This is a genomic window from Pseudomonas fluorescens, from assembly GCF_902497785.1.
GTDB lineage: Bacteria > Pseudomonadota > Gammaproteobacteria > Pseudomonadales > Pseudomonadaceae > Aquipseudomonas > Aquipseudomonas fluorescens_BO.
The window spans coordinates 45,901-70,849 of record NZ_CABVHK010000026.1; the positions used below are offsets into that span (position 1 = coordinate 45,901).

General features: G+C 54.5%; 27 protein-coding genes and 1 pseudogene. 13 read left to right on the forward strand and 15 right to left on the reverse strand.

The features are described 5' to 3' along the window. Positions 1-93 precede the first annotated feature (93 nt). A complete protein-coding gene (locus tag F8N62_RS29170; protein WP_008046395.1) occupies positions 94-435 on the reverse strand; it encodes a hypothetical protein in 342 nt (113 codons plus the stop codon). Positions 436-861: 426 nt separating this feature from the next. Here F8N62_RS29170 and F8N62_RS29175 point away from each other — a divergent pair, with 426 nt between their 5' ends. Next, positions 862-1,419: an arsinothricin resistance N-acetyltransferase ArsN1 family B gene (locus F8N62_RS29175; protein WP_150713890.1), complete on the forward strand. Its 558-nt coding sequence runs from the start codon at positions 862-864 to the stop codon at positions 1,417-1,419. Here F8N62_RS29175 and F8N62_RS29180 read toward each other — a convergent pair. From F8N62_RS29180 to F8N62_RS29215, 8 genes are read right to left on the reverse strand one after another with little or no spacing between them, the layout of a single operon-like run. Continuing rightward, positions 1,400-2,587 (reverse strand): MFS transporter, encoded by a 1,188-nt coding sequence (locus F8N62_RS29180; protein WP_007247289.1) that lies wholly within the window; start codon positions 2,585-2,587, stop codon positions 1,400-1,402. The genes F8N62_RS29175 and F8N62_RS29180 overlap by 20 nt on opposite strands. Next, positions 2,587-3,660: an ArsO family NAD(P)H-dependent flavin-containing monooxygenase gene (locus F8N62_RS29185; RefSeq protein ID WP_150713891.1), complete on the reverse strand. Its 1,074-nt coding sequence runs from the start codon at positions 3,658-3,660 to the stop codon at positions 2,587-2,589. Before F8N62_RS29185 ends, F8N62_RS29180 begins: the two co-directional genes overlap by 1 nt. 37 nt (positions 3,661-3,697) lie before the next feature. Next, entirely contained in the window at positions 3,698-4,120 is a 423-nt protein-coding gene (arsC, locus tag F8N62_RS29190; protein WP_150580697.1) for an arsenate reductase (glutaredoxin), read from the reverse strand. Between the two features lie 20 nt (positions 4,121-4,140). Continuing rightward, positions 4,141-4,854 carry an arsenical resistance protein ArsH gene (gene arsH / locus F8N62_RS29195; protein WP_150713892.1) on the reverse strand — a complete coding sequence of 238 codons (714 nt, stop codon included), beginning with the start codon at positions 4,852-4,854 and terminating at the stop codon, positions 4,141-4,143. A 47-nt stretch (positions 4,855-4,901) separates the two neighbouring features. Then, positions 4,902-5,372, reverse strand: a complete 471-nt coding sequence (locus F8N62_RS29200; RefSeq protein WP_099455476.1) for an arsenate reductase ArsC — start codon at positions 5,370-5,372, stop codon at positions 4,902-4,904. A gap of 16 nt (positions 5,373-5,388) precedes the next feature. Then, positions 5,389-6,672, reverse strand: a complete 1,284-nt coding sequence (locus tag F8N62_RS29205) for an arsenic transporter (protein WP_150713893.1) — start codon at positions 6,670-6,672, stop codon at positions 5,389-5,391. Between the two features lie 24 nt (positions 6,673-6,696). Then, positions 6,697-7,053 (reverse strand): metalloregulator ArsR/SmtB family transcription factor, encoded by a 357-nt coding sequence (locus F8N62_RS29210; protein ID WP_032894886.1) that lies wholly within the window; start codon positions 7,051-7,053, stop codon positions 6,697-6,699. Further along, positions 7,050-7,472: an arsenate reductase ArsC gene (locus F8N62_RS29215; protein ID WP_150713894.1), complete on the reverse strand. Its 423-nt coding sequence runs from the start codon at positions 7,470-7,472 to the stop codon at positions 7,050-7,052. The genes F8N62_RS29210 and F8N62_RS29215 overlap by 4 nt, the downstream gene beginning before the upstream one ends. A gap of 129 nt (positions 7,473-7,601) precedes the next feature. Here F8N62_RS29215 and arsN2 point away from each other — a divergent pair, with 129 nt between their 5' ends. Then, complete coding sequence (gene arsN2, locus F8N62_RS29220) at positions 7,602-8,066, forward strand: arsenic resistance N-acetyltransferase ArsN2 (RefSeq protein WP_150713895.1); 465 nt, start codon at positions 7,602-7,604, stop codon at positions 8,064-8,066. A 665-nt stretch (positions 8,067-8,731) separates the two neighbouring features. Continuing rightward, the gene (locus F8N62_RS29225; RefSeq protein ID WP_150580703.1) at positions 8,732-9,484 is read left to right on the forward strand and encodes a hypothetical protein; all 753 of its coding nucleotides are present in this window, start codon (positions 8,732-8,734) and stop codon (positions 9,482-9,484) included. Positions 9,485-9,753: 269 nt separating this feature from the next. Here the strand turns inward: F8N62_RS29225 and F8N62_RS29230 are convergent, their stop codons facing one another. After that, a complete protein-coding gene (locus tag F8N62_RS29230; RefSeq protein WP_150580704.1) occupies positions 9,754-10,575 on the reverse strand; it encodes a hypothetical protein in 822 nt (273 codons plus the stop codon). A 314-nt stretch (positions 10,576-10,889) separates the two neighbouring features. Continuing rightward, on the reverse strand, positions 10,890-11,039 hold the full coding sequence (locus F8N62_RS31615; protein ID WP_191623159.1) for a hypothetical protein: 150 nt from the start codon (positions 11,037-11,039) through the stop codon (positions 10,890-10,892). 226 nt (positions 11,040-11,265) lie between these two features. Between F8N62_RS31615 and F8N62_RS29235 the strand changes: the two genes are divergently transcribed. The 3 genes from F8N62_RS29235 to F8N62_RS29245 all read left to right on the forward strand — a co-directional run bounded on the left by F8N62_RS29235 (position 11,266) and on the right by F8N62_RS29245 (position 13,802). Then, a complete protein-coding gene (locus F8N62_RS29235; protein ID WP_025857582.1) occupies positions 11,266-11,520 on the forward strand; it encodes a hypothetical protein in 255 nt (84 codons plus the stop codon). 72 nt (positions 11,521-11,592) lie between these two features. Then, positions 11,593-12,708: a reverse transcriptase family protein gene (locus F8N62_RS29240; protein ID WP_053177954.1), complete on the forward strand. Its 1,116-nt coding sequence runs from the start codon at positions 11,593-11,595 to the stop codon at positions 12,706-12,708. 275 nt (positions 12,709-12,983) lie between these two features. Continuing rightward, a complete protein-coding gene (locus F8N62_RS29245) occupies positions 12,984-13,802 on the forward strand; it encodes a hypothetical protein (protein ID WP_025857584.1) in 819 nt (272 codons plus the stop codon). A 174-nt stretch (positions 13,803-13,976) separates the two neighbouring features. Here the strand turns inward: F8N62_RS29245 and F8N62_RS29250 are convergent, their stop codons facing one another. Beyond that, entirely contained in the window at positions 13,977-14,894 is a 918-nt protein-coding gene (locus F8N62_RS29250; RefSeq protein ID WP_150580705.1) for a DUF808 domain-containing protein, read from the reverse strand. 352 nt (positions 14,895-15,246) lie between these two features. Here F8N62_RS29250 and F8N62_RS29255 point away from each other — a divergent pair, with 352 nt between their 5' ends. From F8N62_RS29255 to F8N62_RS31620, 3 genes are all read left to right on the forward strand, one after another. Continuing rightward, the gene (locus F8N62_RS29255) at positions 15,247-17,166 is read left to right on the forward strand and encodes an ATP-dependent nuclease (RefSeq protein WP_150580706.1); all 1,920 of its coding nucleotides are present in this window, start codon (positions 15,247-15,249) and stop codon (positions 17,164-17,166) included. Next, on the forward strand, positions 17,163-18,839 hold the full coding sequence (locus F8N62_RS29260) for a UvrD-helicase domain-containing protein (RefSeq protein WP_150580707.1): 1,677 nt from the start codon (positions 17,163-17,165) through the stop codon (positions 18,837-18,839). Before F8N62_RS29255 ends, F8N62_RS29260 begins: the two co-directional genes overlap by 4 nt. A 144-nt stretch (positions 18,840-18,983) precedes the next feature. After that, complete coding sequence (locus F8N62_RS31620; RefSeq protein WP_191632465.1) at positions 18,984-19,220, forward strand: hypothetical protein; 237 nt, start codon at positions 18,984-18,986, stop codon at positions 19,218-19,220. Between the two features lie 33 nt (positions 19,221-19,253). Here the strand turns inward: F8N62_RS31620 and F8N62_RS29270 are convergent. Further along, a pseudogene (locus F8N62_RS29270) lies at positions 19,254-19,577 on the reverse strand (calcium:proton antiporter); the annotation flags it as partial. Positions 19,578-20,043: 466 nt separating this feature from the next. On the opposite strand from F8N62_RS29270, the gene F8N62_RS29275 reads away from it, so the two are divergent. Further along, the gene (locus F8N62_RS29275; RefSeq protein WP_150713897.1) at positions 20,044-20,997 is read left to right on the forward strand and encodes an adenosine deaminase; all 954 of its coding nucleotides are present in this window, start codon (positions 20,044-20,046) and stop codon (positions 20,995-20,997) included. A gap of 120 nt (positions 20,998-21,117) precedes the next feature. On the opposite strand, the gene F8N62_RS29280 is transcribed toward F8N62_RS29275, so the two are convergent. Next, complete coding sequence (locus F8N62_RS29280; RefSeq protein WP_150713898.1) at positions 21,118-21,852, reverse strand: ArsR/SmtB family transcription factor; 735 nt, start codon at positions 21,850-21,852, stop codon at positions 21,118-21,120. Between the two features lie 316 nt (positions 21,853-22,168). Then, a complete protein-coding gene (locus F8N62_RS29285) occupies positions 22,169-23,098 on the reverse strand; it encodes a LysR family transcriptional regulator (protein WP_150713899.1) in 930 nt (309 codons plus the stop codon). Between the two features lie 118 nt (positions 23,099-23,216). On the opposite strand from F8N62_RS29285, the gene F8N62_RS29290 reads away from it, so the two are divergent. The 3 genes from F8N62_RS29290 to F8N62_RS31625 all read left to right on the forward strand — a co-directional run bounded on the left by F8N62_RS29290 (position 23,217) and on the right by F8N62_RS31625 (position 24,946). Continuing rightward, the gene (locus tag F8N62_RS29290) at positions 23,217-23,510 is read left to right on the forward strand and encodes a putative quinol monooxygenase (protein ID WP_150713900.1); all 294 of its coding nucleotides are present in this window, start codon (positions 23,217-23,219) and stop codon (positions 23,508-23,510) included. Positions 23,511-23,542: 32 nt separating this feature from the next. Then, the gene (locus F8N62_RS29295; RefSeq protein WP_150713901.1) at positions 23,543-24,559 is read left to right on the forward strand and encodes a zinc-binding alcohol dehydrogenase family protein; all 1,017 of its coding nucleotides are present in this window, start codon (positions 23,543-23,545) and stop codon (positions 24,557-24,559) included. 219 nt (positions 24,560-24,778) lie between these two features. Further along, entirely contained in the window at positions 24,779-24,946 is a 168-nt protein-coding gene (locus F8N62_RS31625; protein WP_191632466.1) for a hypothetical protein, read from the forward strand. Positions 24,947-24,949 lie beyond the last annotated feature (3 nt).

Consider the following 24,949-nt stretch of genomic DNA (forward strand, 5'->3'; position numbering starts at 1 on the left):
CGATTCCTGTAATCATCCACTGCACGCGTCAAAAGACATGCGCGCAGCTAGTCCATCCGCTAATGCGGAATGAGGCTCAATGTTGGACAGGAATCAAACGCGAGGCGGTCGCCATACCCCGGATGGGGTTTGTACGGGCAGGGAATCGCTGAAGAAGGAAACCACTACGGGGCTGAATACGGTTACAGGAGGCTTGAGGATCGAAACTTGCAGCATGCCGCCCGTCTTGCATTCCTGGCCCGGCTTGCAGGGTTTGCCATGCTCCGTCGGGCTTTTCATGTCGTTACAGCAGTCCATTCCCATGTCGTCCATCATCGCCATGCCCATCGTCTTCATTGGGCAAGGTTCTGTTGGCGCCTGAACACCCGCCATCCCGCTAAGGGGAAGCGCCAGGCTAATCACGAAAATGAGGCAAAACCGCAGGTAGCGTTTCATAGTGATGGAGTGTAGCCGCCCGAAACGGCGCTAACAATGAATGGAGCACATACCTCAAGCTTCCGAAAGACAGCTTTCCGAAAAGCGCCGAACACGCGTGATATAACGGTTTCAGTATTAAGCCAACATTACCTTGCCAGCCAGCTGCCTGACGTCGCGCAGCCAATGTTCGGGATTACAAGAACCCTTGCGGAGGCTTTTTTTGTACTTGATCTGGGCTTCTCAGAGTTTGCTCACCAAGGCTTCGCCCGATTTCGGTCTTGCTCCTCGCTTAGCGAGATTTCGGCTGACGGATTTCTGCTCGACGCCCAGAGCGCGACGGCGCAATTGGGGTTCGAGCACGGTGGCCTCACATCTCGAATAGGCTAGTGGTCAAAATGGGTTTAAAACAGCTAACGTTCGATTTTCAATTCAGGGACGACCTACATGGCTTTGAAAATCCGTACGGCGGCAGTAACAGATGCAGAAGCGATCCAGCGCATTTATGCCCCCATAGTTTCGAACACGGCGATCTCATTCGAAGAAACCCCACCAAGCGTTGAGGAGATTGCTCAGCGGATAGCGACGACACTTCAGACATATCCCTACCTTGTGGCTGAAGAAGGTGGTGAGATCAAGGGATATGCATACGCAAGCCAGCATCGTGCACGTGCAGCCTACCGATGGGCTGTTGACGTGACGGTGTACATAGCTGAATCAGCTCGCCGCCAGGGTGTTGGCCGTGAACTCTATGAGACGTTGCTTCCGATTCTTGAGAAACAGCGTTTTCGCGCCGCTTACGCTGGAATTGCGCAGCCCAATGAAGGCAGCGTGGGCCTGCACGAGTCGCTAGGATTCACCCATATAGGGACGTATCCAGAGGTAGGCTTCAAGCTTGGGAAATGGCACGACGTCGGCTATTGGCGGCTCGGGCTGTGCCAGGCAACCCCTCCACTGGAACCTATTCTCTTCCCCCAGGTTGAAATCAAGCCAGTGATGGGGTGAAGGCTGGTAGTTTGGTGAATGCGACCAAAGCGCCGATGCCCAATATCCCGGCCATGATCCAAATTAGCCAGTTTGGGCCAAGCTGCACCAGGATGTATGCGCATGCCATGGGCGCTACCGCTTGTGCAACCAACACTGGGCGAGCGATCAGGCCAAGGTGCATGCCTAGGTTGGTGCTGCCCAACAGTGTAAGTGGGACTGTTCCTCTGGCGATGGTCATGATCCCATTTCCACCGCCGAAGGTAATCACTGCGATAAGGGACAGCATCACCATCCCCGGCCCCAAGGCCAACAGTCCGACGATGCAAGCCAGAATCCCTAGCCTTGCTATCCATACCGGATGAGCGCTGCGGCCAAACGCATATTCCAAAAGTCGAGCGACAACTTGAGACGGCCCCATCAGCGCTCCGAGCGTTACTGCCATGGCGGCGGAAATTTCATGGCTACGCAGGAGCGCTATTAGATTGACCGCCAAAGCTGACATTACGAACGCATGTAATGTGAACAGCAAGGCGATCCACGCTAAGCGTGGATCAGCAGGCGCGTACGATGCTTTGGCGATCTTGGCGGACTCAGTTGCTCGCGGCGTAGGCAATGGAACCGTTAGCAGGTGAAGGGGCAAACCTACAGCAAGATGGATTAAGGCGAGCACCCTGCAGGTGGTTTGCCATCCATGGCTCGCATCCATCGACGCCAGGAAAGGCCAAGCGACCGTGCTTGCGAAGCCCGCTATGAGTGTCAGTCCGGTCATCGAGCCTCTCGCCCTTGCCCCCATCAGTCGGCCCAGTGTCGCGAATCCAGCGTCATACAGGCCTGCGGCCATGCCCAAACCCAAAACTGTCCATGCGATGTAGTAGACGAACAGCCCTGATGCGAAAGACATGGTGATTAAACCAAGGGCCAGCAAAAGCGAACTGCTGGCGAGCACCCATTTTCCGCCATGCTTATCAATAGTCCTGCCGACTACAGGCGCGCATATTCCAGCGACAAGCAGAGACCACGATAAGGCGCCCACTACAGCGGGAACGGATGTATTTAGTGAGTGCGAAACGGGTTCAGCTAGAACTGCCGGCAGATAAAACGTGGAGCCCCACGCAAGAATTTGGTTACAACCCATTGAGCCAATCAGGGTCGCATGCTGCCTTGTCGTAGGGGCTGCGGTAGACATCAGTCAAACTCAGCGAGATAGCTTTGCACTTGCTTGACTACATCTCGAGCGGTGCGGGTTACTCCGATCAATGTCGCGGAAGCGAGCCCCGTCCAATCGCCGTAACCCACCAGCCACAGATTGGGTGAAGCAACACTCCGGTTTTCGTCCACAGCCACTTTGCCATCCTGGCCTACAATGCCCAGGCTGTTTAGGTGGTCGAGCGCTGGAGAAAACCCAGTGCACCAGATGACGACATCCACCGCTGTTTCGTCTCCTGATGACCAAACAACGCCTGTTGAAGTGAAGTGCGTGAATGGCCGTACTGCGCTCAATACACCGCGTTCACGAGCGTCCTTCACCGATGGCACCATTACGATGTCGCCCAGCCCCCCAGCGGGTTGTTCAGGCTCCACACCTTCCTGTTGCGCCTTCAATCGAGCAGTAGCTCGTTCGAACAGGGCGCGCCCATCAACCTCATCAGGTAGAAACTTTGGAGCCTCTTGAGTCACCCAGGTTGCCTGAGCCACTTTAGAAACCTCGGCGTAAATCTGGGCTCCCGAGTTGCCACCACCCACGACAAGGACGATTTTCCCCTGAAACTCATCCGGCCCAACGTAATGAGCGGAATGAAGATGCTGCCCTACGAACAACTCCTGTCCGGGATAGCTCGGAGTAAATGGGCGGCTCCAGGTGCCTGTTGCACTGATAACCGCTTTGGCATCCCAGTTTCTATCCCCGGAGACAACCCGTAATCCTTCTTCGATTTTCTCGACACGGGTCACCCTGGTGGATCGGATGATGGGGAAGTCATATCGACGCTCGTACAGAGTCAGATAGTCGATAACATCATCACGGTGAGGTGTTTCTTCTGATACGGCAGGCATCGGCCAGCCTGCAATCGAGCTCCATGCCGATGGAGAGAAGAGTCGCAGCGAGTCCCAGCCATGCCGCCAGGCTCCTCCTGGTGCCGACTCCGCATCGAGCAGCACATAAGACAAGCCTGACCGCTTCAAAAAATAGGCGACTGTCAGCGCGGATTGACCACCGCCAATGACCACAACATCAATTTTCGAATTCTGACTCACCAGCATCCTCCAGGCTCAATCGCGGCACCTCACTGTCGTCGTATCAGACTCTGCGACCGTGCTCATCAATGACCACTTGGCCGTCCTCTTTGACGAAACTCCCACGCTGCTCTTGCGGTAACAAATCGAGCACAGCTTCTGACGGACGACACAAACGCGTCCCCAAAGGCGTCACGACGATGGGGCGATTGATCAGGATAGGGTGAGCCATCATGGCATCGATGAGCTGTTCGTTCGCCAGCGATGCATCGCCCAATCCCAGCTCTTCGTACGGTGTGCCTTTGATACGCAAAAGAGCCCGCACCCCGATACCCATATCCTCAATGAGTCTGACAAGTGTGGTGCGATCAGGCGGGTTCTTCAGGTACTCGATAACCGTCGGTTCTTCCCCGCTGTTACGGATCAACTCCAAGGTGTTGCGAGAGGTGCCGCATTCGGGGTTGTGGTAAATCGTGATCTGGCTCATATCGCTTCCTCGTGCTGACGTTAGATGGAGCGCTGGTTGACGCGCTTGGAAAGCTCTTCGGCGGACTCTTTACGCTCGGAGTACCGATCAACCAAATAATCCTGGCGATCCCGCAACAGCAGGGTGAACTTCATCAGCTCTTCCATCACGTCCACGAGACGGTCGTAGTACGAGGAGGGTTTCATACGACCTGCCTCGTCGAACTCGGTGAACGCCTTTGCCACCGAAGATTGGTTTGGGATGGTGAACATACGCATCCATCGACCCAGTACGCGCAGCTGATTGACCACGTTGAAAGATTGCGAGCCACCGCAGACCTGCATCACTGCAAGGGTCTTTCCTTGCGTAGGTCGTACAGCACCTATCGCCAGCGGAACCCAGTCAATTTGGGCTTTGAATACTGCACTCATAGAACCGTGACGCTCAGGGGAGCACCACACCTGCCCCTCAGACCATTGCATCAGCTCGCGCAGCTCAGCGACCTTGGGATGTGTATCGGCAGCGTCATCCGGAAGCGGCAGACCCGATGGGTCAAAGATCTTGGTTTCAGCGCCAAACTCATTCAGCAGGCGTGCCGCCTCTTGCGTGACTAACCGGCTGAATGAGCACTCTCGCGTTGATCCATACAGCAGAAGAATGCGAGGTTTATGGAGCGAAGGCGTGCGAGGCGACAGTTGCTCCAGCGACGGAATGTCGATCAGGTCGGCGTGTACGTTCGGCAATGTGTCTTGCATATAAACTCCTACGGCGGCGCCTGGTTGGGTGCCGCCTCGGTTGATCTTTAAAGCGAACCGATGCGGTTCAGTTCAGCTTTCAACTGTTCAGCGCTGATGGTCTTCAGTGGCAGCGCAAGAAATGCGCTCACGCGCTCGTGAATTTTGGCGAGTGTGGTTTCAAAAGCTGCGGTGATCTCGGCTTCCGAACCGCTAGCGTCAGACGGGTCGGCCAGACCCCAATGCGCCTTCAAAGCTGGCCCAAAGAAGATTGGGCATGCCTCACCCGCTGCCCGGTCACAGACAGTGATCACGATGTCTGGAGGTGAGGCTTCAAAAGCATCCGAAGCCTTGCTGCTCAAGCCCGCCGTGGAGATACCCGCCGCCTCCAGCGTTTGCAATGCCCGTTGATTCACCCTGCCACTGGGAAAGCTTCCTGAGCTGACGGCTTCTACACCCTCGGGCGCCAAGTGGTTGAAAAGCGCTTCGGACAGAATGCTGCGGCAGCTGTTGTGGGTGCACATGAACAAGACTTTCATCAGACGATTCCTTGATTCAAAAACTGAGGCGCAGTGCCAGGGCGGACAATGTGGCGACGAGGATGGGCACGGTCAGCACGATCCCGGTCTTGAAGTAGTAACCCCAGCTGATCGTTATATTTTTCCGGGCGAGCACGTGCAGCCACAACAGAGTTGCCAAGCTCCCAATTGGGGTGATCTTCGGGCCCAGGTCGCAGCCGATGATGTTGGCGTAAACCATCGCTTGCTGGACAACACCATCGACTTCGGCGGCATGAATGGATAAGGCGCCTACCAAAACGGTGGGCATGTTGTTCATGATCGAAGACAGCAACGCTGTAAGCAGTCCTGTACCAAGGGACGCGCCCCAAACGCCATAACCGGCGAACACGTTCAGGATCTGCGCGATGTGGTCGGTCAGACCGGCGTTCTTCAGGCCATAAACAACCAGGTACATACCCAAAGAAAAAATCACCACCTGCCATGGCGCCTCTTTGAGCACCTTGCTTGTATTGATGGCGTGACCACGAGCCGCGATGACGTAAAGAATGAATGCACAGACCGCTGCAATGGCGCTGATTGGCACCCCCAATGGCTCAATGACAAAGAAGCCGATCAGGAGTAGTGCCAACACCCACCAGCCGGCTACAAAAGTGGCCCGGTCGTGGATTGCTTCGTCCGGATTGTCCAGTTGGTTGAGGTCATAGATCTTTGGTAAATCTTTGCGGAAAAACCACAGCAGCATGGCTAACGTCGCCGCCACGCTGACGATGTTTACCGGCACCATGATCGAGGCATATTCGTTGAAGCCGATATCGAAGTAGTCGGCAGAGACGATGTTGACCAGGTTGGAAACCACCAGCGGTAAGCTCGCCGTATCCGCGATAAAACCGGCTGCCATGACGAATGCCAACGTAGCAGCAGGAGAAAAACGCAACGCCAGCAACATCGCGATCACAATGGGTGTGAGGATCAATGCTGCTCCGTCATTGGCGAACAGGGCCGACACAGCTGCGCCCAGCAGGACGATAAATGCGAACAGCTTGCGGGTGCTCCCGCCTCCCCATCGGGCCACATGCAGCGCAGCCCACTTGAAAAAACCTGCCTCATCAAGCAGCAGACTAATGATGATGACCGCGATGAAAGTCCCAGTGGCATTCCAGACAATGCGCCAAACCTCTGGTATGTCGGCAAGGGTAACGACACCTGCCAGCAACGCCACGATGGCACCGAACATCGCACTCCAGCCAACCCCAAGCCCCTTGGGCTGCCAGATGACAAGGACGATGGTGGCGATAAAGATCAATACGGCAATCAGCATTTCATTAATCCGGTTGGGCGTGAATCAGCTACACACGGCTTGGTTGATCGGACGGTCGTTCATGCCGCAGAGGCGCTTAGCCTCGGTTTCCAGCCATTGCTGATTGGCGTCTACTACTTCCTTCAAAACAGCAGTCACCCACGCGGGTAAATCAGGATTCAGGCGGTAATACACCCACTGGCCTTGGCGACGATCCAAAAGCAAACCGGCAGAGCGCAGCAGGGCCAGATGACGAGAAATCTTAGGCTGACTCAGGTCGAGTGCTGCCGTTAGCTCGCATACACACAGCTCACCTTCACTCACGACAAGCAGCGAAATTTTTGCTCGGGTGTCATCCGCCAGGCACTTGAATAAGGTGGTGGGGTTCAAGGGTTCTGTCATAGATCCTCCAGGTGTTTGGTCTTGACCAAAACGAAGAGCTTGATGCGCTCGTGGATGTCGTGGAGCGTGTGGCGAAATGCGCCAGGATCATCGCTGGTTACTGGGTCAGGAAAATCCCAAGCAATGACTTCACCTGCGCCGGGCATTGGTAGGCGCTCGCTTGCGGATTTATCACAAAGAGTGATTACGTAATCGAATCGACCAGCTTGAAACTCGCTGATGGATTTGCTGCGCAGGCCCGTTGCATCGACTCCAACCGCCTCCAATGCTTGAGTCGTGCGAGGATCAACCTCAGATGGTTCAGACCCTGCGCTGAAGGCCTCGAAGCGCTGATCGGTGTGACGCAGCAAAGCCTCTGCAAGCAGGGATCGGGCTGAGTTGGCAACGCACACGAAAAGCACTTTGATAGCAGGGCTCATGGTTAAACTCGACGCATATGGAAATTCGAATATACGCTTTGGCGAATATTCGGTAAAGCGAATATGATGGCTGCTGCTTCGGCTTGAGCCGCGACAGTTCCTACAAAGCGGCACAAAGGAGATAAGGGGATGGGCAAGGAGATGATGATCCAGGCAAAGGAAATAGCCGGAGGACAGTGGCAGCGCTTTCGCGATGCGCTGAAATCTGCTGATCTTCCATCAGACGACATTGATCTTCCAGGCCGAACCTTTTTTGAGTTCACACGGGATGGTGAGATTTTTGGATGGGGAGGGTTTGAAACGCATGGGACAGATGGATTGCTGCGCTCCATGGTCGTAGAGCCGGCATACAGATCGAAAGGGGTTGGGGCTGAAGTGCTTCGAGTCATCGAAGCAATAGCTGCCGAGCAGGGAATCGCTCGATTTCATTTGCTGACAACAACTGCATCAGGCTTTTTTGAACAGCAGGGCTATGCAGTCAATCAACGAGATTCTGCGCCGCCTCTGATTTCTCAGACGGAGCAGTTCAGGGGGCTTTGTCCTAGCTCGGCTTGCTACATGTGCAAGGCCTTATCTGCGAATGCACGAAAGTAGCTGATCTCCTGGGTGATGGCTTTTAGCCTCGATGCCAGTTTGATTTGGAGCTTTCTACGATCAAGGAAGGATATGAAAACGCTCATCGCAGTAATGGGGATCTGCGTCGCAGTTGGCGGTTGGGCTACGTCCCACTACACCGCAGTACGAGACTTCCGTCGGTCATTGTAGCGAGCATCACCAAAGGCAAATTCATGTCGATAGCTACGTTGCGCTGGGCTCGTCATGAGCCTAACGACTAAGAGTATTAACCGCCGTCTGGACGCCGAGTGCTGTGGATATGCCCCATGTGACGAGCCAGGCTAATGTCCCTAATACGGCACATTAACCACAATTTTTAGGCTTAATGACCCTATTTGGGCACATTAAGCTGAGCGACGGAATGCAGCCTACGATGAGAGGAAGGCTTCACATCCCTCACCAGCTGCGACCTGCACCATGACTGCTCAGGTGGCATCTCACCTAACCAAACAACACCAGACCGAAGCCTGATTTCAAGGTGCGCGGTTAGATAGCTCGCATCCAATCCAATGTGCTTCGGGAAACGGGATGCTCTTGATCAATCATCTCCGGTTGCCAGCTACGGATAACTTTGGGAGCCCAGGAGGGCCGGTTACTGACTGCTTTTTTTGCTAGCATCTGGATCTCAAGTTTGGAGGGATCTGATGCAAATGCAAGGTGATTGGGAAGTGTTGCTCAACGGCGACCCGCAGGAGATCAGGCAGCTTTGCACATGGGGGCACAGCATCAATTACTTCAGGCTCTGGGGGGGAGTAGATGACTGGAACGATTGCCCTAACGACGACTTCCGATTTAATTCAAATCTGTTCGAGGGTCAAACTCAGGAAGGAGTCTGGCAGATCACCTATGAGCTTTTGAGTCTTTTCAATGGTGCATCGACGCTGTTGGAGCGCGAACCATACAAGCTGAGTATCTACAAGATCCTGCTTGAGGGGGGCGAGCTCACTAGGCAAGAAAAAAGGAACATTCCGGGGATGCTTACCAAGCCTGCTGTCTCCAGCCAAGCTTGGGCCGATGATCTCAGGAAGGCTCTTGGCACATCACAGAAAATCAGCCTTATGATGCTGGCCGCTGAGCATGAGGATATTTACCTCTTCCTCAAATTTCTCGACCAAGACAGCAGTTGGATCACCTACTACAAGATACTGGACACTCTTGAGACATGGGAAAGGCGGAAGGGACTAAAGGCTTTTAGAAGCAAGCGAAAAGAGAAGAAATTCACCTGTTCAGCCAACAATTTCAGTTTGAACGGGTTCGATGCTAGGCACGGCTTTCAAGAAATGATGCAACAGCCCGCGCAGGTATCAATGACGATTGATGAAGGCCATCAGTTCATCACGGGTCTTGTCAAAGACTACCTTCAGCAAGCTCATCCCCAGTTCGTAAAGTTTAAATGACTCAGAAAGCCGGTCTACCGGGCCGGTTTCTTGTTACGACGTGAAGCGTCGATGGTGTCTCCCGTGGACAGGATCGAAGCGCTCCCACACCCTTCAACGCATGGGCAGAATCTGCCGCGTGGAACGCTCACGAAAGGTCGATCACCATCTGCTGGCTGTCGGCCAGAAGATAGGTAAATCCGGTCAAGAGGAGCCATTTTTTGTGAGCAGAAATATGAGTGGGATTGTTTTGAATGGCCAGCTTTCAGCTGGCCACCACCTCATTGATCTCAGAACTCGTGCTCAACATCATCGAAGAAGTTTGGGTCTAGCTCGTACTCCAGAGAGCCGAATCGCGCAAGCAGGTCTGCCCTCAGCTCGCCTTCAGCTTCCGGTTCGAGATTGATCCAGTAGCTATATACGAGCCCGTCATCCGATTCGTTAGTGGTGATCTCTGCTCCGGACAAAAGCTCGGCGTCATCGACAGATATCCCCAGCTCAATAGCAAGCGCTTGAGCCATGGACATCCGGTTACTACTCCGGGCTTCTTCCACGGTTGCCCAATACTCCTGCTCAGATCTGCGGTCGCGGTCAGCATCAGATTCACCGCTGGAGATGACCACGCCTTTCTCAACAAGCAGCCATATACCATCACGGCGTAGCAATTCGACCGTGGCTTTGAGATAGAACGCTGCACCGTGATACATCCTTTCCTGATCTTGCTGCCCCTGGTAGGTCAGGGAAACCTCTAAAGAAAGCTTCCCGGTTGCGTCGCTGTAGTCAGCGGTTTCAACTTCAAGAGCATCAATAGTGAATCCACTCGCATTGGTATCCGCAATCGCGCCGGAGAGCTGATCCTCCAATTCTAGATCCAGGTTGGCGTAGACATCATCTTCATGGATCGCTTGGGAAAAGTCTTTGATCCCAAAAACGGCCAACATCAGACGCGGATCCTTGAGGTTCCGTTGGGCGACGACAGAAAACTCATGGTAATCAGCGAAGCCCGCTTTTTGCACAAGGGTTTCTTGAGCGACAGAAAGCTTCAGGCCCTGATCACGAGCAAGCTGTTTAGCTTGGGATTTAAAGATGTTTAGCGGGGAAAAATCAGACATGGCAATGGTTCCTAAATCTACGACGCTTAGGTGTCCGATTGCCTGTTCACCGGGCAGCGTCTGGTTAGGGACATGCCGATGTAAAACTGAAGGGTGTCACAGATGGGCTATTGCTTCGCGAAACAGGCGCCAGGCGACCATCACCGCCTAGTGGGATCATAGGTCAACGAGCCCAACTCGACAACTCGAAAGATGCTAAATTTCCTAGGTGGCGTTAATACGAGCGACACTTAAATTTGACGCTTTATATAGTCAAAAATACGACTTAGACGAAAAACAACTCTTGCAACAAATAACAGTTGTCGCCGGTTTGTTTATTCTGATAAATACTGAATCTGTTGGGTGCTACCACCCAAGTGCTCTTTAAATATGACTGAAATTTGGGCTTGCGGTTTTTGACCGGGAAACTGGTCGCCTTGGTGTTCGCCTTGGCTTTCTTCGCCGCGCAGGTTGGTGCTGCCCATCGCTCCTCAGTGCTTAGCGCCTAGGGCAATCCCAAAGGTGATCCAAGGGTTTGTCTCTGATCGTTTGATGCGTTGAGGCGAAATGTGATGCGGCGGTAATGCGGCGGACGGCTTATCAAGGGACTTGATAAGCAGAACTGTGGTTTGTAGTGGCATCTTCAGCGTTCCTTTCGGCCCGGAATGCTTGGCGGCGGGGCAATTTCGCCTGTCGTTGGGAACATCAGTCATGGTTAATTTAAAGAACCTAGCGCGCCGCAAGGCGCGTCAGTCTATGCACAACAGTGAAGATGCTCGTGTCATCGAGATAGCTCCATCTCAAGAACCTAAAGCGAGTCGGATTGCGTGGGTAAAGGCGAAGGCAGTAACCCTGCTCAAGTGGATCGCACGTATTCGTCTATGCATCTGGTTATGGGAAAAGGCTGTTGAGGGCTGGGATTTTGTCGAGACAGTGGTGATTCCATTTATTGAGAACCTCCCATGACACAACAAACCACATCATTCGAATTCAGAGGGGCCGGTTCTTCGGGGCCGGCCCATCAACGGAAGCTTGGACATGGATGCTCCGTTCTATCCTCATAGCCCTATCCACAGCATCAGCGCCTTAGCACGTGCTCTCGGAGAGCCTGTCGAGAGGCTAATCGCACTTGCTCATCGTAGCTCTCGCCTTTATCGATATGTCCCGCAAACAAAAAAAGACGGCATAACACCCAGACATACCTATGATGCTCATGAGCCTCTGAAGACGATCCAGCGCAAGATCGTGGATCGGATCCTCAGCAAGGTTGCGTTCCCTGGATACCTGCACGGCGGTATCAGAGATCCCAAGCTACCCCGCAGCATTTACTCGAACGCTCGGGTTCATACCGGCGCCAAGACAGTCATCCTTCAGGACATCGCTGATTTCTTCCCGTCAATTACAAACGAGCACATTCATCGCTTGTTCGTGGGTCTCTTCCGTTTCTCCGCAGATGTAGCCACTCTGCTTGCGGATCTAGTTACTCGTGAGGGCCAGGTTCCACAAGGGGCGAGTACAAGTAGCTACTTGGCCAACCTAGTGTTTTGGGATATCGAGCCGGCGCTCGTCACTCGCTTTAAAGCTCAGGGACTGGCGTATTCGCGCTTCGCAGATGACATCACTGTTTCTTGCAAAACTCGTATTGATCAAGCTACTACCACCCAAGTTATTGCCTCTGTCACATGGATGCTCGGTCAGAAAGGCTGCCTGCAGAAGCGAAGCAAGCTGCATGTTCGTAAGCGCGGGCAAGCATTGATTACTGGCGATAAAGCTGACGCCGTCACCGTGACCGGATTAGTGGTGAGCGGGCCAATAACGGGGCTTCCCAAAAAACACCGATTGGCTATCCGCGCCGCCGTGAAACAGCTGGAGGATCGCGTCGAGGGTAATTCAGGTCATCTGTCCACTGATGATGAAAAGGAGATGCGTCGAGTAATGGGACGCATAGGCAGGTTGATCGCTTGTGGGCATCCAGAGGGGCAGCGCTTGAAGGCTCGCGTTCGAGTATTACTGACGCGTGCGCCACTTTTGGAGCGATATGCAGGTGCCGAGTTTCAGGTTCAGATGGTTGCGGAGACCACCGCAAATCTGAGCGTAGCGGCTAGCAGCTTGCAAATTAACCTGCCGGTGGATCTGCCTTGGAAAGCTGGCTAACCGTTGGCTGGAGGTTTATTTGGCTGTGATATTCAAGAGCGGTTTGGCTAGAAAATGGGGCGATGTCGCTGACATGCAGACGGAGCTTCAAGCTCCGTAACCGCAACAAATTTCCACCCTGCGATACAGGAAGTTAAAACATTAAAATTCCAGCACGAAAGCTAAATCGGTTCTACGAGAATACGTCTCAGAGCAACGTAATTCAGTCTGTGAGAAGGCTTATATTCACCCATTGCTCTCAGCCTATTGAAGAGCTTGGCCGGTATCACGCCGATATGGTCTATAGCAAAGGCGGGACAGGTATACTGATCAAGTACCAGCAGAAATTTTTTCTCCTGACGGCTCAACACGTTCTAGATGAGAACTACGAGGCGGCACAAAACGAGTCGCCGTTCTTCACTCACCTCTTTGCTAAGAGAGGTTGGGAAGGAATAGAGGGTATGGGATTCCCAATGCGCGGCTGGCGTATCGGTGAGCTGATAACGGCAGATAGTCCCTGTATCGACATGCAAGACATCGTGCTGATCGAGCTTTCATCCTCGCTATTCCGTTTTCCCGATAAATTCATCGACCTAGATGGCACGAATGGCCGTATAGCCGTAGCTGTAAGCGATTTGTATGACGGCATGTTATTGGTAGCCTCTGGCTACCCAATAGATGAAAACCCGATTGAGTATCCGTATGGCGATGACTACAACTGCTCGACAGTGATCAATAAGCATATCTTTCACGGTGTTTGTGAGTTCGAAGGATCAGCCCCCCTCCTGCGTTTTTTTAGTCAGATCACGCACTCAGAAATGAATGGAATGAGTGGCGGGATGGTTTCTAACCTAATGCCTAAATCCAACCAGGTTGCCTGGGTCGGTATGATTCAGAAAGCTGGTAATGGAATTCTCCGTTTCTATCCCGCATGCTGGATTATCCCAGCCATCAAGAACTATATGCAGGCGAGCCATTACGTCATAGATCCTGCTGTCCATATGGCAAATCTAGAAATTGAATCTACTCCAGAAGCAATCCAAGGTAGAGCAGAGTATTTCAAGATGATCAAGGTCATAACGGATGATATGAGGGCTAGAGAAGCAGGACATTAGCATTAGCCAATGCTCCTCCCTCGGCCCACTGCCCTACTTTTCAGGCTTAAAACGCCAGTTTGAATCACCTTATGCCAAACGCTGTTATGGGATCAACGGCGCTGAACCCAGCGATTCCTTACGAAGTAAGGTTGTATGCGATTCCAGATTCAACATCGTCGATGAGAGCTAGCTTTAAGCCTTACTTCCAGTGATGGATGTGATGCTTTTGACCACAAGTACGGCAACCATACCTACGAGCGCGCCTACCAGGCAGTGAATGCCTAAAGTTGCGAAGGTTTCCCACGCCCCTGCCCCTTCGACCAGTCTCTCAGCAAAGTGCTGCATCGGCCCGATGCCTTCTGTAATGAACGCCCCCCCGACCAGGAACATTGCCACAGTTCCGATCCAGGATAATGCTTTCATAAGCTTCGGAGCAGCCGACAGCAGCCATCCCCCGACAGTTCGCACCACAGAACCCCATGTACCGGCAGCTTTAGACTTCTGGAGAATAAGGCCGGCATCATCCAAGCGGACGATCCCCGCAACCAATCCGTAAACGCCCACTGTCATGACCACCGCGATCAGCGCTAACGTCAAAATCTGTTGGAGCATCGGGGCATCAGTAACGATATTTAGGGTGATGACGATGATCTCGGCGCTCAGAATGAAGTCCGTTCGAACAGCCCCTGCAATCTTCCGCTTTTCATAAGCTGCAAGCTCTTCAGGCGCCTTAGGCTTCGTTTTCTTTGGCTGCCCTGTGTCATCGTCTCGACCAGCCGTGAGCTTGTCCTTGATAGCCTCAAAGCCCTCATAACAGAGATATGCCCCACCAATCATGAGCAGCCAGTGAACCGCAGCAGGCAGCAGTGCGTTCAGCACCAATGCACAAGGCACCAGGATTGCTTTATTTCTCAACGACCCCTTGAAAACAGCCCAAACCACCGGTAGCTCTCGATCTGCTTTCATGCCGGTAACCTGCTCAGCATTCACAGCAAGGTCGTCGCTCAGGACGCTAGCCGATTTCTTTGCAGCGACTTTACTCATGAGCGAGATGTCGTCTAGCAGCGTGGCGATGTCATCCAATAACGCGAACAAGCTACTGCCGGCCATTTAAGGCTCCTTACGTTGATTTATTCTGTTCCCCCGAGCACCTCACGCATACCCACGCTAATGCCCCGCGTACACTCCTTCCGTAGGCTCAGGATTACCCTGTCGTCATCGGGTTACGGTGAGCACCTTTCTAGACAATGGACACACCATGCCGTTCATCAATAGCTAGGCGATCTGCAACAGAGCCTTCAAGACCGCACCAAATAATCTTTACTGAATGCTGGCCTACTAACATCTTTTAGATCAAACCGCCTATTCTAAGTCAGCGATATCCGAGCCGTTCGGCTGTCGGCGACGCGAACCGAGTCAGCAGACGCGGTACGTACACATCCTGGACGATGGGCGGTGAGCAATGAAGCTGCAGAGTATTCGGCTATGTAATTTTCAATCCTTCGGCAATGAGCCTACGGTAATCACATTCGAGGATGTCACCTACCTTATCGGCCCTAATGGCTCTGGAAAGACAGCAGTCCTGCAAGCGCTCTGCAGGTTGTTTGCCTTTGATCCAAGCCTCCGTCGAATCAAGCGATCCGACTTCCATGTGCCTGCTGATGAGGATTTGGTACCTGAGGAGCGCAGTCTGTGGCTGGAAGCGGATTTCGAATTCCCAGAGCTTCTAGAGGACGAGGACAACTCTACCGTGGCCCCGCACTTCGCTCATATGCGATTGGACACAGCCGAAGGGATCCCGCGCGCTAGATATCGATTGAGCGCAACGATGGGGATTGATGGGGACATTGAAGAGAACCTAGTTTTTGTCCTCGATGTTGATAAAGACGCCAACCCATTGTCGACCGCAGTAGTCACTCGAGTGCATCGCAATACAATTCAAATGCATTACCTCCCCGCCAGACGAGACCCTGCCGACCACATAACCTATGGCGCTAATGCCCTGCTCGGACGCTTGCTACGAGCCGTAAATTGGGAAGACGACCGAGAACGGATCAAAGGACTCACTGACGAAATCAGCGAATGCTTGTCAGGAAACCAATCAGTAAGTGCATTCAGTGAAAGCCTGAATTTGATGTGGAAGCGACTTCACAGGGGCACCTTTTTCACCGACCCCAAGCTCACTTTCGTCACATCCGAAATTGAGTCGCTTCTCAGACACATGTCAGTGTCGTTCTCACCAGGGCACGACGAGAATCTAGTCGACTTCTCTCGCCTCAGCGATGGACAGAAGTCGATGCTCTATCTATCACTGGTGTTGTCCTCTCACGCCATCGGGCGTGCAGTCCTAACTGGTAAGGACGTTTCTTTCGACGCTGACAAACTGAAGCCACCGTCATTTACGCTGATCGCAGTGGAGGAACCTGAAAACAGCCTCTCACCTCATTACCTAGGGCGCATCGTTAACGCCCTCAATAGCTCAATTGGGGGGGCAGACTCCCAGGCAATCATCGCCACGCATGCTCCATCCATGCTCCGCCGCGTGGATCCTGAGAACATCCGCTATCTACGCCTTGCTGCGAACCGCGCCACCAAAGTTACCTGTATAGCCCTACCCGACAAGGAAGATGAAGCTCATAAGTTTGTCCGAGAGGCTGTACAGGCCTTTCCGGAAGTCTATTTTTCCCGGCTAGTGGTACTGGGTGAGGGAGACAGCGAAGAAATTGTTCTTCCGAGAATTCTTCAGGCGAAAGGTGCGCCTGTTGATGAGTCGGCGGTGACCATCGCGCCACTGGGTGGTCGTCACGTCAACCATTTTTGGAGGTTGCTATCCGCGCTGGAGACGCCCTATGTAACCCTACTTGATCTCGACGTTGCACGACATCAAGGTGGGTGGGGACGTGTAACCAACGTCAATAATCAACTTGCAAAATTTGCTCCAGAGAAAAAGCTTCCCGCTTGGAATATAGCCAAGTGGAATGATGATCTCCCGGTTCGAACCCACCATTGGTTTGAAGAAGGAAAAGTGAGCGTATTTGTCGAGCTGGAGAAGCGCGGAGTTTTCTTCTCAGAGCCCATGGATTTGGACTTCTCAATGTTGCTCGCCTACCCAAATGCATATGATGTATCGCTAAGCGATCCGGATGAGTCGACTGTTAAGGCCGTCCTAGGCAAGAGTCATCATAAGTCCGACCAATACAATGCAGCGGAACAGCAACTTTTTGGCACCTACCACTCCAAGTTCAAACTAGGTAGCAAACCGGCAGCACACATCTCTGCCCTTGCAAAGCTCACTGATGAAGACCTGCTAAAGGCTCTTCCTCCTTCGTTAGATCGTTTGGCCAATGCAATCATCGCGGCGCTGGAGGACATCCCAGAATGATCAGCGCGGATGTATGGAAAGTCGCCGATGGCTTGACCTTGGAAACAAACGCCCTTCTCGCTGTGAGGGAGCTTGGAAAGTCGCTCGCGCTCACCGCAGGCCCAGGCGCAGGCAAAACGGAGGTTCTGGCGCAGCGGGCAGACTTTTTGCTACGCACCGGAAACTGCCGATACCCCAAGCGAATACTGGCGATCTCCTTCAAGGTCGATGCGAGCATAAACCTCAAGGAACGGATTCGTCGCAGATGCGGACTTGATCTGGCTGCACGCTTCGACAGCTACACCTTTCACGGCTTCGCCAAGCGCATCATTGATAGGTTTAGACCCGTGCTCACGGGCGGGGACTCTCTTGAGCCAAACTACTCCATAGGCGACGAACCAATTCAAGGCAAACAAATTAAGTTCGCGCAGCTCATACCTCTCGCAACGAAGATCTTGAGCAATTCAGTGGTTGCAAGAAATGCAATTTGTCAGACCTACGCTGATGTATTCCTTGATGAGTTCCAAGACTGCACTACTGAGCAGTACGCACTGCTGAAGCTTGTCTTCATGAATAAGCCAATTCGATTGACCGCCGTCGGTGACACCAAACAGAAAATTATGGGCTGGGCGGGAGCACTGGATGGCATATTTATAGACTACGCAAAGGACTTCGACGCCCGACCACTCAATCTATATCGAAACTTCCGATCTAAGCCTCGGCTTTTGCGGATGCAGAACGAGATCATTCGAACACTTGATCCTGCTGCGGTGATGGCAGATGACCTGATCATTGGAAACGACGGCGAACTCCTCGCTCGAAACTACGACAACAGTCACAGCGAAGCAGCCGCGTTGGCCAACATCATCCAGAAGTGGATAGATGTAGAGAAAATACCCCTACCAGAAATAGCGATTCTTTTTCCCAGGCAGATAGACCTCTACGGCACCCCCCTCATGGAGCAACTGGCAGCCAGAGGAATTCCCTATCGCAACGAGCATGAGTCTCAAGATCTAGTTAATGAGCCCGCCGCTCGCCTAATTATTGACTACCTATCATGCCTGTATCGGGAGCGAGAACCGAAGGCGTGGATCAATTTGATGGAGCAACTGGTTTCATTTAATGACGAGGACGGTGAGTCTGAGCTCCAGAGAAACTTCGAGCGCCTCTATCTTGCCCAGCGCAAGGAAGTGAAAAAATTGGCCCGATCTGACGCGCCTTATTCAGGATGGTGGGAGCTAACTATGAAGTTCCTAAAGAATATCGGCCTACCCGTGCTGACCACCCTTTCTTCTGACTACGAAGCAAAAGCCAGATTGAACGAGGTTATCAAGAACACGAGACAGCAAATTGAGAAACTGCTCGAGCAAGAACCGGATTTGCTCAAAGCACTTGATCTGTTCTCCAACGATCAAGCAGTCCGTTTTCTGACGATTCATAAAAGTAAAGGATTGGAATTCCACTCTGTAATTATGATCGGTGTAGAAACACAGACATTTTGGGGCAAAGTCCAAGAGGAGCGTTGCGGCTTCTTTGTGGGTGTTTCACGTGCCAAGGAGCGGTTGATGATCACGACATGCGACTTACGTTATCGACCGGCCTCAAACCCTCCAAGGTGGAATGAGCATCGCACTCCTCATGCTGAGTTCGTCACATACGTAACGCCATTTCTTTCCGCCCAGCCAAATGCCTGACAGGTAGCCGCGTGTCGCTGATCTTGTATGAACTCGCGGCAAGGATGCTCCCCACACAGCAAGTCATCCTTAGACCTCAAGCAGAGTCACAAACACGAGCTGAGGAAAATCTCCGGGCTTCCGGGGTATGCCATAGATAGAGGTGTGTCAGGAAGGACAAGGCAAGAGCACTCCCAATCAAATACACATCTTAATCTTCCCCATCAAGAGCAAGAGCAAGAGCAAGAGCAAGAGCAAGAGCAAGAGCAAGAGCAAGAGCAAGAGCAAGAGCAAGAGCAAGAGCAAGAGCAAGAGCAAGAGCAAGAGCAAGAGCAAGAGCAAGAGCAAGAGCAAGAGCAAGAGCAAGAGCAAGAGCAAGAGCAAGAGCAGGTCAAAGCCTAAGGGCTTTGACACCAAAGAGGGGTGTGTCTAGAAAATCACCGCCGAATAGATCGTGTCGCGCACCAGCGTCGGCGACGCTTCGTTGCTCATCATGATCGCCAGGATTACCACTTCCACCAGCACCGCCGCCAGGGTCAGGATCATCGTGCCGTAGGGATCGCCTACCTTCTCCGCCAGCAGTTCGGCGTGATGGGCGACGCGCATCGACGCGACGACGATGAAGGCAATCAGCACCAGCCCGCTGATCAACGCGACGGGCTGGCCGCTGTGCAGCATCCAGTGTTCCATGGGGTATGCGATGAAGGCGGCGATCAGGGCCAGCAGCAGAAACTTTTCTTGCTTGAGGAGTGTGAGCATTGCGGGCCTTTTTGCCGAATAAAGCGGAATCAGTGTGATGAGCTACTGACTGCGGTGCGGCGCTAACGTTTCGTTACACCTTAGCGCACACGTGGATGGCGTGAGTTCAGACAGCTGCACTGCGTTGGCTCTGGTATTGAAAGATCGCAGCCTTCGGCAGCTCCTACTGGGAAACGCTAAACCGGATGAATGACTACGTTGAAGGCATGGAGGCCGAGATAACGAAGTAAATTTCTTCTGTTGAAACACCGAACCTGTGGGAGCGAGCTTGCTCGCGATAGCGGTCGGACAGACCACCTCTCCACTGACTGTGAAACCGTCATCGCGAGCAAGCTCGCTCCCACAATGGATCTCCACCGCTCCTCGGGAACAGGAAGCCGGGTGATGGACCGGCTGGTCAGGTTTTACCAATTGTTGCCGCAAGCATCTGTAGAATGCCCGCATTGCACTTGATGAGATTTCAACTATGTACGATTGGCTAAACGCCCTGCCCAAGGCAGAACTGCACCTGCACCTCGAGGGTTCGCTGGAGCCCGAGCTGTTGTTCGCCCTGGCCGAACGCAACAAGATTGCCCTGCCGTGGAGCGATGTCGAAACCTTGCGCAAGGCTTACGCCTTCAACAACCTGCAAGAGTTTCTGGACCTGTACTACAAAGGTGCCGATGTGCTGCGCACCTCCCAGGATTTCTACGACCTGACCTGGGCCTACCTGTTGCGTTGCAAGGCGCAGAACGTGATTCACACCGAACCGTTCTTCGACCCGCAAACCCACACCGACCGTGGCGTGCCGTTCGAAGTCGTGCTCAACGGCATCGCCGCCGCACTCAAGGATGGCGAGCAGCAACTGGGCATCAGCAGCGGTTTGATCCTGAGTTTCCTGCGCCACTTGAGCGAAGACGAAGCACAGAAAACCCTCGACCAGGCGCTGCCGTTTCGCGATGCGTTTGTGGCCGTCGGCCTCGACAGTTCGGAAATGGGTCACCCGCCGAGCAAGTTCCAGCGCGTGTTCGATCGTGCCCGTCACGAAGGCTTCCTGACCGTCGCCCACGCTGGAGAAGAAGGCCCGCCCGAGTACATCTGGGAAGCACTCGACCTGCTGAAAATCCAGCGTATCGATCACGGTGTGCGCGCCATCGAAGACGAGCGCTTGATGCAGCGGATCATCGACGAACAAATCCCGCTGACGGTCTGCCCATTGTCGAACACCAAGCTTTGCGTGTTCGACCACATGTCCCAGCACAACATTCTCGACATGCTCGAGCGCGGCGTGAAGGTCACCGTGAACTCGGACGACCCGGCGTACTTCGGCGGCTACGTGACCGAGAACTTCCACGCGCTCTACACCGATTTGGGCATGACACAGGATCAGGCCAAACGTCTGGCCCAGAACAGCCTGGATGCGCGTTTGGTGAAACCGTAAGCCTCGACGCAAAAACCTGTGGGAGCGAGCCTGATCGCGAAAGCGGTATTTCATTCGGCATCATTGGTGAATGACACAGCGCATTCGCGAGCAGGCTCGCTCCCACATTGGATGGTGCGTTTACATCGCCGTTTCCAGCTCGGTTTCCTTGGCCAGCCGCTGGATTTCACGTTGCCCTGTCGCGGTGACATGCAAGGCTCGCGAATCGTTCGGCAGGCTCAGCCAGCCGGATTGCATGAACAATTGCAGCAGCGCTGCACCCAGTGAACCGCCCATGTGCGGACGTCTTTCGCTCCAGTCGGGGCAAGCGCACGCCGCTCGGCTGGTGCTGTGCGCCAGTGCCTGGACAAACACCCCGCGTGTCGCCAGATGCGTCGCGCCCTTGTGGGTGATCGACACCCGATGATCGAACTGCTCGATCCACCCTGCATCCAGCAGGCGCTGGTACAGATCGGCAGCCAGCGTGCCGCCCAGGTGATCGTCACAGAGCCGGGCGCGCAACAATGACGAAGGTGCGGCCTGAGGTTTCGGGATGGGGGTGGTGCGCTTGAAAATATCCGGAATGTCCCGGGGGGAGCTGGCAATCGTGGCACTGGCCAGTGCTTCTATCGCCGCACCGACTTCGGGTGCGGCCAGGCGGAAGAACCGTTTGCGGCCACGGGTTTCGACTTTCAACAGACCTCCGGCGGACAAACGCCCCAGGTGTGCACTGGCCGAAGACGGTGACAGGCGGGCCAGCAAGGCCAGCTCTTCGGTCTGTCGCGCCGTGCCGTCCATCAAGGCCCACATCATTGCGCTGCGCTTTGGGTCAGCCAGCAACGTGGCAATCTGGCTGATGCAAGGTGCATGTTCCATGTATTCACTCCCTGTTGAATCGTTTCATCTGCTGCTCAGAGACATCTTGACCATTAACGTGTCGTCGGCCAAGCCGTGGAAACCGCCAAAAACCGGGCAACGCCATCCAACCACACAACGCATCGCTTTGAAGCATGTGCGAGGGCACGGCGACTGACCGTGGGCTTGACCGACCCGGACACGGGCTCGCCTTGGCGAGATTGCCGGTGCGTACATGAGGCGGGCGCTAGTATAAGCGCGTTGACCGCCGGTTCCTGCCCCCCGGAAACCATTGGTGGTGATTGTTCCTGAGAGAAATTTCGCTATTTGTCTGCGACTAGTGATCGAGGTTCGCTAACGCCGGAAATTGACTGCTTATCCGGGTACATTGGCTGGCAAGCATTTCCCGCAAAAGGTTCACCGGCTTACTCAATTGTGCGCGATGGGCGCACAGCAGATTCAGCGGTGCGCGCTCGCAGAGCAGCTCCGGCATCAGCACTTTCAAACGGCCGGCCAACACGTCGGCGGCCACATCGAGCCAGGATTTATAGGCGATTCCGGCACCGGACACCGCCCATAAACGCACCACATCGGCATCATCACTGAAACGGTCGCCGCTGACGGTCAGGCTGACTTCGCGTTTGCCGTCGTGAAAACTCCAGTGGTCATGAACCCGACTGCCGAGCATGAACAGCAGGCAATTGTGTTGCGCCAGTTGTTCCAGTTGCCGCGGCTCGCCATGCCGCGCCAGATAACTCGGTGCGGCACACAACACGCGGCGGTTTTGCGGGGCGATGGGCAGCGCCACCAGGGTCGAGTCTTCCGGCTCACCGTAGCGCAGGGCAATGTCCACCGGTTGGCGGAACAGGTCGGCGATGCGGTCGCCCAGCAACAGGCGCACGGTGAGTTTCGGATGCTCGCGCTGGAACTCGTCCAGCCACGGCAGCAGCAGGTTGCGGCCGAAATCCGAAGGCGCAGACAGCTGCAACACCCCGCTCACCTGGTCCTGCCCGCTGGCCAGTAAACGGCGACCCTCGTCAAGGTTGCTCAGCGCAGCCCGGGCGTATTCGAGAAACCCCTCACCCTCGGCGGTCAGGCGCAGGCTGCGCGTGGACCGTGCGAGTAACCGGGCGCCGAGTTGCTGCTCGATGCGCTTCAACGCCGCACTGGCCACCGCCGCCGACATGTCCATGCCGCGCGCGGCGGCCGACAGACTGCCCAGGTCCGCTGCCCGGACGAACAACTGCAAGTCGTCAAACCGCAACATGAGTAAATTCCGATTATCAAAAAAAAATTGAAAGAGACTGCTCTTCTAGCGGGTTTTATCTTCAAGAGAAATAGCCAATCATCTGCTCCATCGAAATCACCCCGACCCGGAGTCGAACATGTCCCAGCCATTTACCGCCATTGCCACCCTGATCGCCAAAGCCGGCCAGCAGGACGCGCTCGAACACCATCTGCGGGCACTGGTGGCGCCGACCCGCGCCGAGGCCGGTTGCGGGCAATACGACCTGCATCAGGACCTGGCCAATCCGCTGGCCTTCTACATGATCGAACAGTGGAGCAGCGACGAAGCCCTGCAAGCCCACGACGCCAGTGCACATATCCAGAACTTTCGCGCCAAAGCGGGCGACTTTCTCGAGCACTTCGAACTCAAGCGCCTGCGCTCCGTGGCGTGATCCCTTCTTCTATTACCGTTCAGGAGTCCTTCATGAAAGCCATTGCCTATTACGCCTCTTTACCGATCAGCGACGAAAAGGCCCTGCAAGACATCGAGCTGCCAGAGCCGATCGCCGGCCCGCGCGACCTGTTGGTGGAAGTCAAAGCCATTTCGGTCAACCCGGTGGACACCAAGGTCCGGCAGAACGTCCAGCCTGAAGGCGGCGCGGCGAAAGTGCTGGGTTGGGACGTGGCCGGGGTGGTCAAGGCTGTCGGCAGTGAAGTGACGCTGTTCAAGGCGGGTGACAAGGTGTTCTACGCCGGCTCCATTGCCCGAGCCGGCGGCAATAGCGAACTGCACGTGGTGGACGAGCGGATCGTCGGCCACATGCCGAAAACCCTGGGTTTCGCCGAAGCCGCCGCGTTGCCACTGACGGCGATTACTGCGTGGGAACTGCTCTTTGAACGCCTGCAAGTGGGCGAAGGCAAGACGGATGAAGGCCAGAGCCTGCTGATCGTCGGTGCGGCCGGCGGCGTTGGTTCGATCCTGACGCAACTGGCGAGTCAGCTCACCGGGTTGAAGGTCATCGGCAGCGCTTCGCGCCCGCAAACCCAGAGCTGGGTGCGCGAACTGGGCGCCGACGTGGTGATCGACCACAGCCAACCGCTGAGCGAAGAACTCAAGCGCGCAGGCGTCGAGCAGGTAACCCACGTCGCCAGCCTGACTCAGACCGACCAGCATCTGGATCAACTGATCGAGGCCCTGGCCCCTCAAGGCAAACTGGCGTTGATCGATGACCCGAAAGCGCTGGACGTGACCAAACTCAAGCGCAAGAGCCTGTCGCTACACTGGGAGTTCATGTACACCCGCTCGCTGTTCGAAACCGCCGACATGATCGAGCAGCACAAACTGCTCAATCGCGTGGCGGCGCTGATCGACGCCGGGACGTTGAAAACCACGGTGGGCGAACACTTCGGGACCATCAACGCGGCGAACCTGCGTCGTGCCCATGAACTGCTGGAAAGCGGCAAGGCCAAGGGCAAGATCGTGCTGGAAGGCTTCCAATAACCCTGTAGATGGCAAGCTGTAGGAGCTGCCGAAGGCTGCGATCTTTTGATTTCGGCACTTCGGCTATCGCTAAAGATCAAGATCAAAAGATCGCAGCCTTCGGCAGCGCCTACGGTCTTTGCCGTCAGTCCGAAGGTTGACCGTTGTCATCATTGCGATCGTATTCGGGTCTACAATCGGGGCCTCTGCGGTGCAATCTTTTCAATGAGGAGGTCAGCAATGAAGATCCTGATAAAAGAAATGGCAAAATCCCAGTGGCAGGTCCGCCTGGACCAACACGCGGTGACGTTCCGTAGCGAAGCCGAAGCGCGCGCCTTTACCCGAACCCTCGAAGCGCGCCTGCATGCCCCTCATCAGATTCCCGATCAGCAGCGCGCTGCTGGCTGAGAC

What these genes read in the sequence shown, in the direction of transcription:
- F8N62_RS29170 (WP_008046395.1), bottom strand. Translation starts at nt 435, where the DNA reads ATGAAACGCTACCTGCGGTTTTGCCTCATTTTCGTGATTAGCCTGGCG.
- F8N62_RS29175 (WP_150713890.1), top strand. Translation starts at nt 862, where the DNA reads ATGGCTTTGAAAATCCGTACGGCGGCAGTAACAGATGCAGAAGCGATC.
- F8N62_RS29180 (WP_007247289.1), bottom strand. Translation starts at nt 2,587, where the DNA reads ATGTCTACCGCAGCCCCTACGACAAGGCAGCATGCGACCCTGATTGGC.
- F8N62_RS29185 (WP_150713891.1), bottom strand. Translation starts at nt 3,660, where the DNA reads ATGCTGGTGAGTCAGAATTCGAAAATTGATGTTGTGGTCATTGGCGGT.
- arsC (WP_150580697.1), bottom strand. Translation starts at nt 4,120, where the DNA reads ATGAGCCAGATCACGATTTACCACAACCCCGAATGCGGCACCTCTCGC.
- arsH (WP_150713892.1), bottom strand. Translation starts at nt 4,854, where the DNA reads ATGCAAGACACATTGCCGAACGTACACGCCGACCTGATCGACATTCCG.
- F8N62_RS29200 (WP_099455476.1), bottom strand. Translation starts at nt 5,372, where the DNA reads ATGAAAGTCTTGTTCATGTGCACCCACAACAGCTGCCGCAGCATTCTG.
- F8N62_RS29205 (WP_150713893.1), bottom strand. Translation starts at nt 6,672, where the DNA reads ATGCTGATTGCCGTATTGATCTTTATCGCCACCATCGTCCTTGTCATC.
- F8N62_RS29210 (WP_032894886.1), bottom strand. Translation starts at nt 7,053, where the DNA reads ATGACAGAACCCTTGAACCCCACCACCTTATTCAAGTGCCTGGCGGAT.
- F8N62_RS29215 (WP_150713894.1), bottom strand. Translation starts at nt 7,472, where the DNA reads ATGAGCCCTGCTATCAAAGTGCTTTTCGTGTGCGTTGCCAACTCAGCC.
- arsN2 (WP_150713895.1), top strand. Translation starts at nt 7,602, where the DNA reads ATGGGCAAGGAGATGATGATCCAGGCAAAGGAAATAGCCGGAGGACAG.
- F8N62_RS29225 (WP_150580703.1), top strand. Translation starts at nt 8,732, where the DNA reads ATGCAAATGCAAGGTGATTGGGAAGTGTTGCTCAACGGCGACCCGCAG.
- F8N62_RS29230 (WP_150580704.1), bottom strand. Translation starts at nt 10,575, where the DNA reads ATGTCTGATTTTTCCCCGCTAAACATCTTTAAATCCCAAGCTAAACAG.
- F8N62_RS31615 (WP_191623159.1), bottom strand. Translation starts at nt 11,039, where the DNA reads ATGGGCAGCACCAACCTGCGCGGCGAAGAAAGCCAAGGCGAACACCAA.
- F8N62_RS29235 (WP_025857582.1), top strand. Translation starts at nt 11,266, where the DNA reads ATGGTTAATTTAAAGAACCTAGCGCGCCGCAAGGCGCGTCAGTCTATG.
- F8N62_RS29240 (WP_053177954.1), top strand. Translation starts at nt 11,593, where the DNA reads ATGGATGCTCCGTTCTATCCTCATAGCCCTATCCACAGCATCAGCGCC.
- F8N62_RS29245 (WP_025857584.1), top strand. Translation starts at nt 12,984, where the DNA reads ATGGTCTATAGCAAAGGCGGGACAGGTATACTGATCAAGTACCAGCAG.
- F8N62_RS29250 (WP_150580705.1), bottom strand. Translation starts at nt 14,894, where the DNA reads ATGGCCGGCAGTAGCTTGTTCGCGTTATTGGATGACATCGCCACGCTG.
- F8N62_RS29255 (WP_150580706.1), top strand. Translation starts at nt 15,247, where the DNA reads ATGAAGCTGCAGAGTATTCGGCTATGTAATTTTCAATCCTTCGGCAAT.
- F8N62_RS29260 (WP_150580707.1), top strand. Translation starts at nt 17,163, where the DNA reads ATGATCAGCGCGGATGTATGGAAAGTCGCCGATGGCTTGACCTTGGAA.
- F8N62_RS29275 (WP_150713897.1), top strand. Translation starts at nt 20,044, where the DNA reads ATGTACGATTGGCTAAACGCCCTGCCCAAGGCAGAACTGCACCTGCAC.
- F8N62_RS29280 (WP_150713898.1), bottom strand. Translation starts at nt 21,852, where the DNA reads ATGGAACATGCACCTTGCATCAGCCAGATTGCCACGTTGCTGGCTGAC.
- F8N62_RS29285 (WP_150713899.1), bottom strand. Translation starts at nt 23,098, where the DNA reads ATGTTGCGGTTTGACGACTTGCAGTTGTTCGTCCGGGCAGCGGACCTG.
- F8N62_RS29290 (WP_150713900.1), top strand. Translation starts at nt 23,217, where the DNA reads ATGTCCCAGCCATTTACCGCCATTGCCACCCTGATCGCCAAAGCCGGC.
- F8N62_RS29295 (WP_150713901.1), top strand. Translation starts at nt 23,543, where the DNA reads ATGAAAGCCATTGCCTATTACGCCTCTTTACCGATCAGCGACGAAAAG.
- F8N62_RS31625 (WP_191632466.1), top strand. Translation starts at nt 24,779, where the DNA reads ATGAAGATCCTGATAAAAGAAATGGCAAAATCCCAGTGGCAGGTCCGC.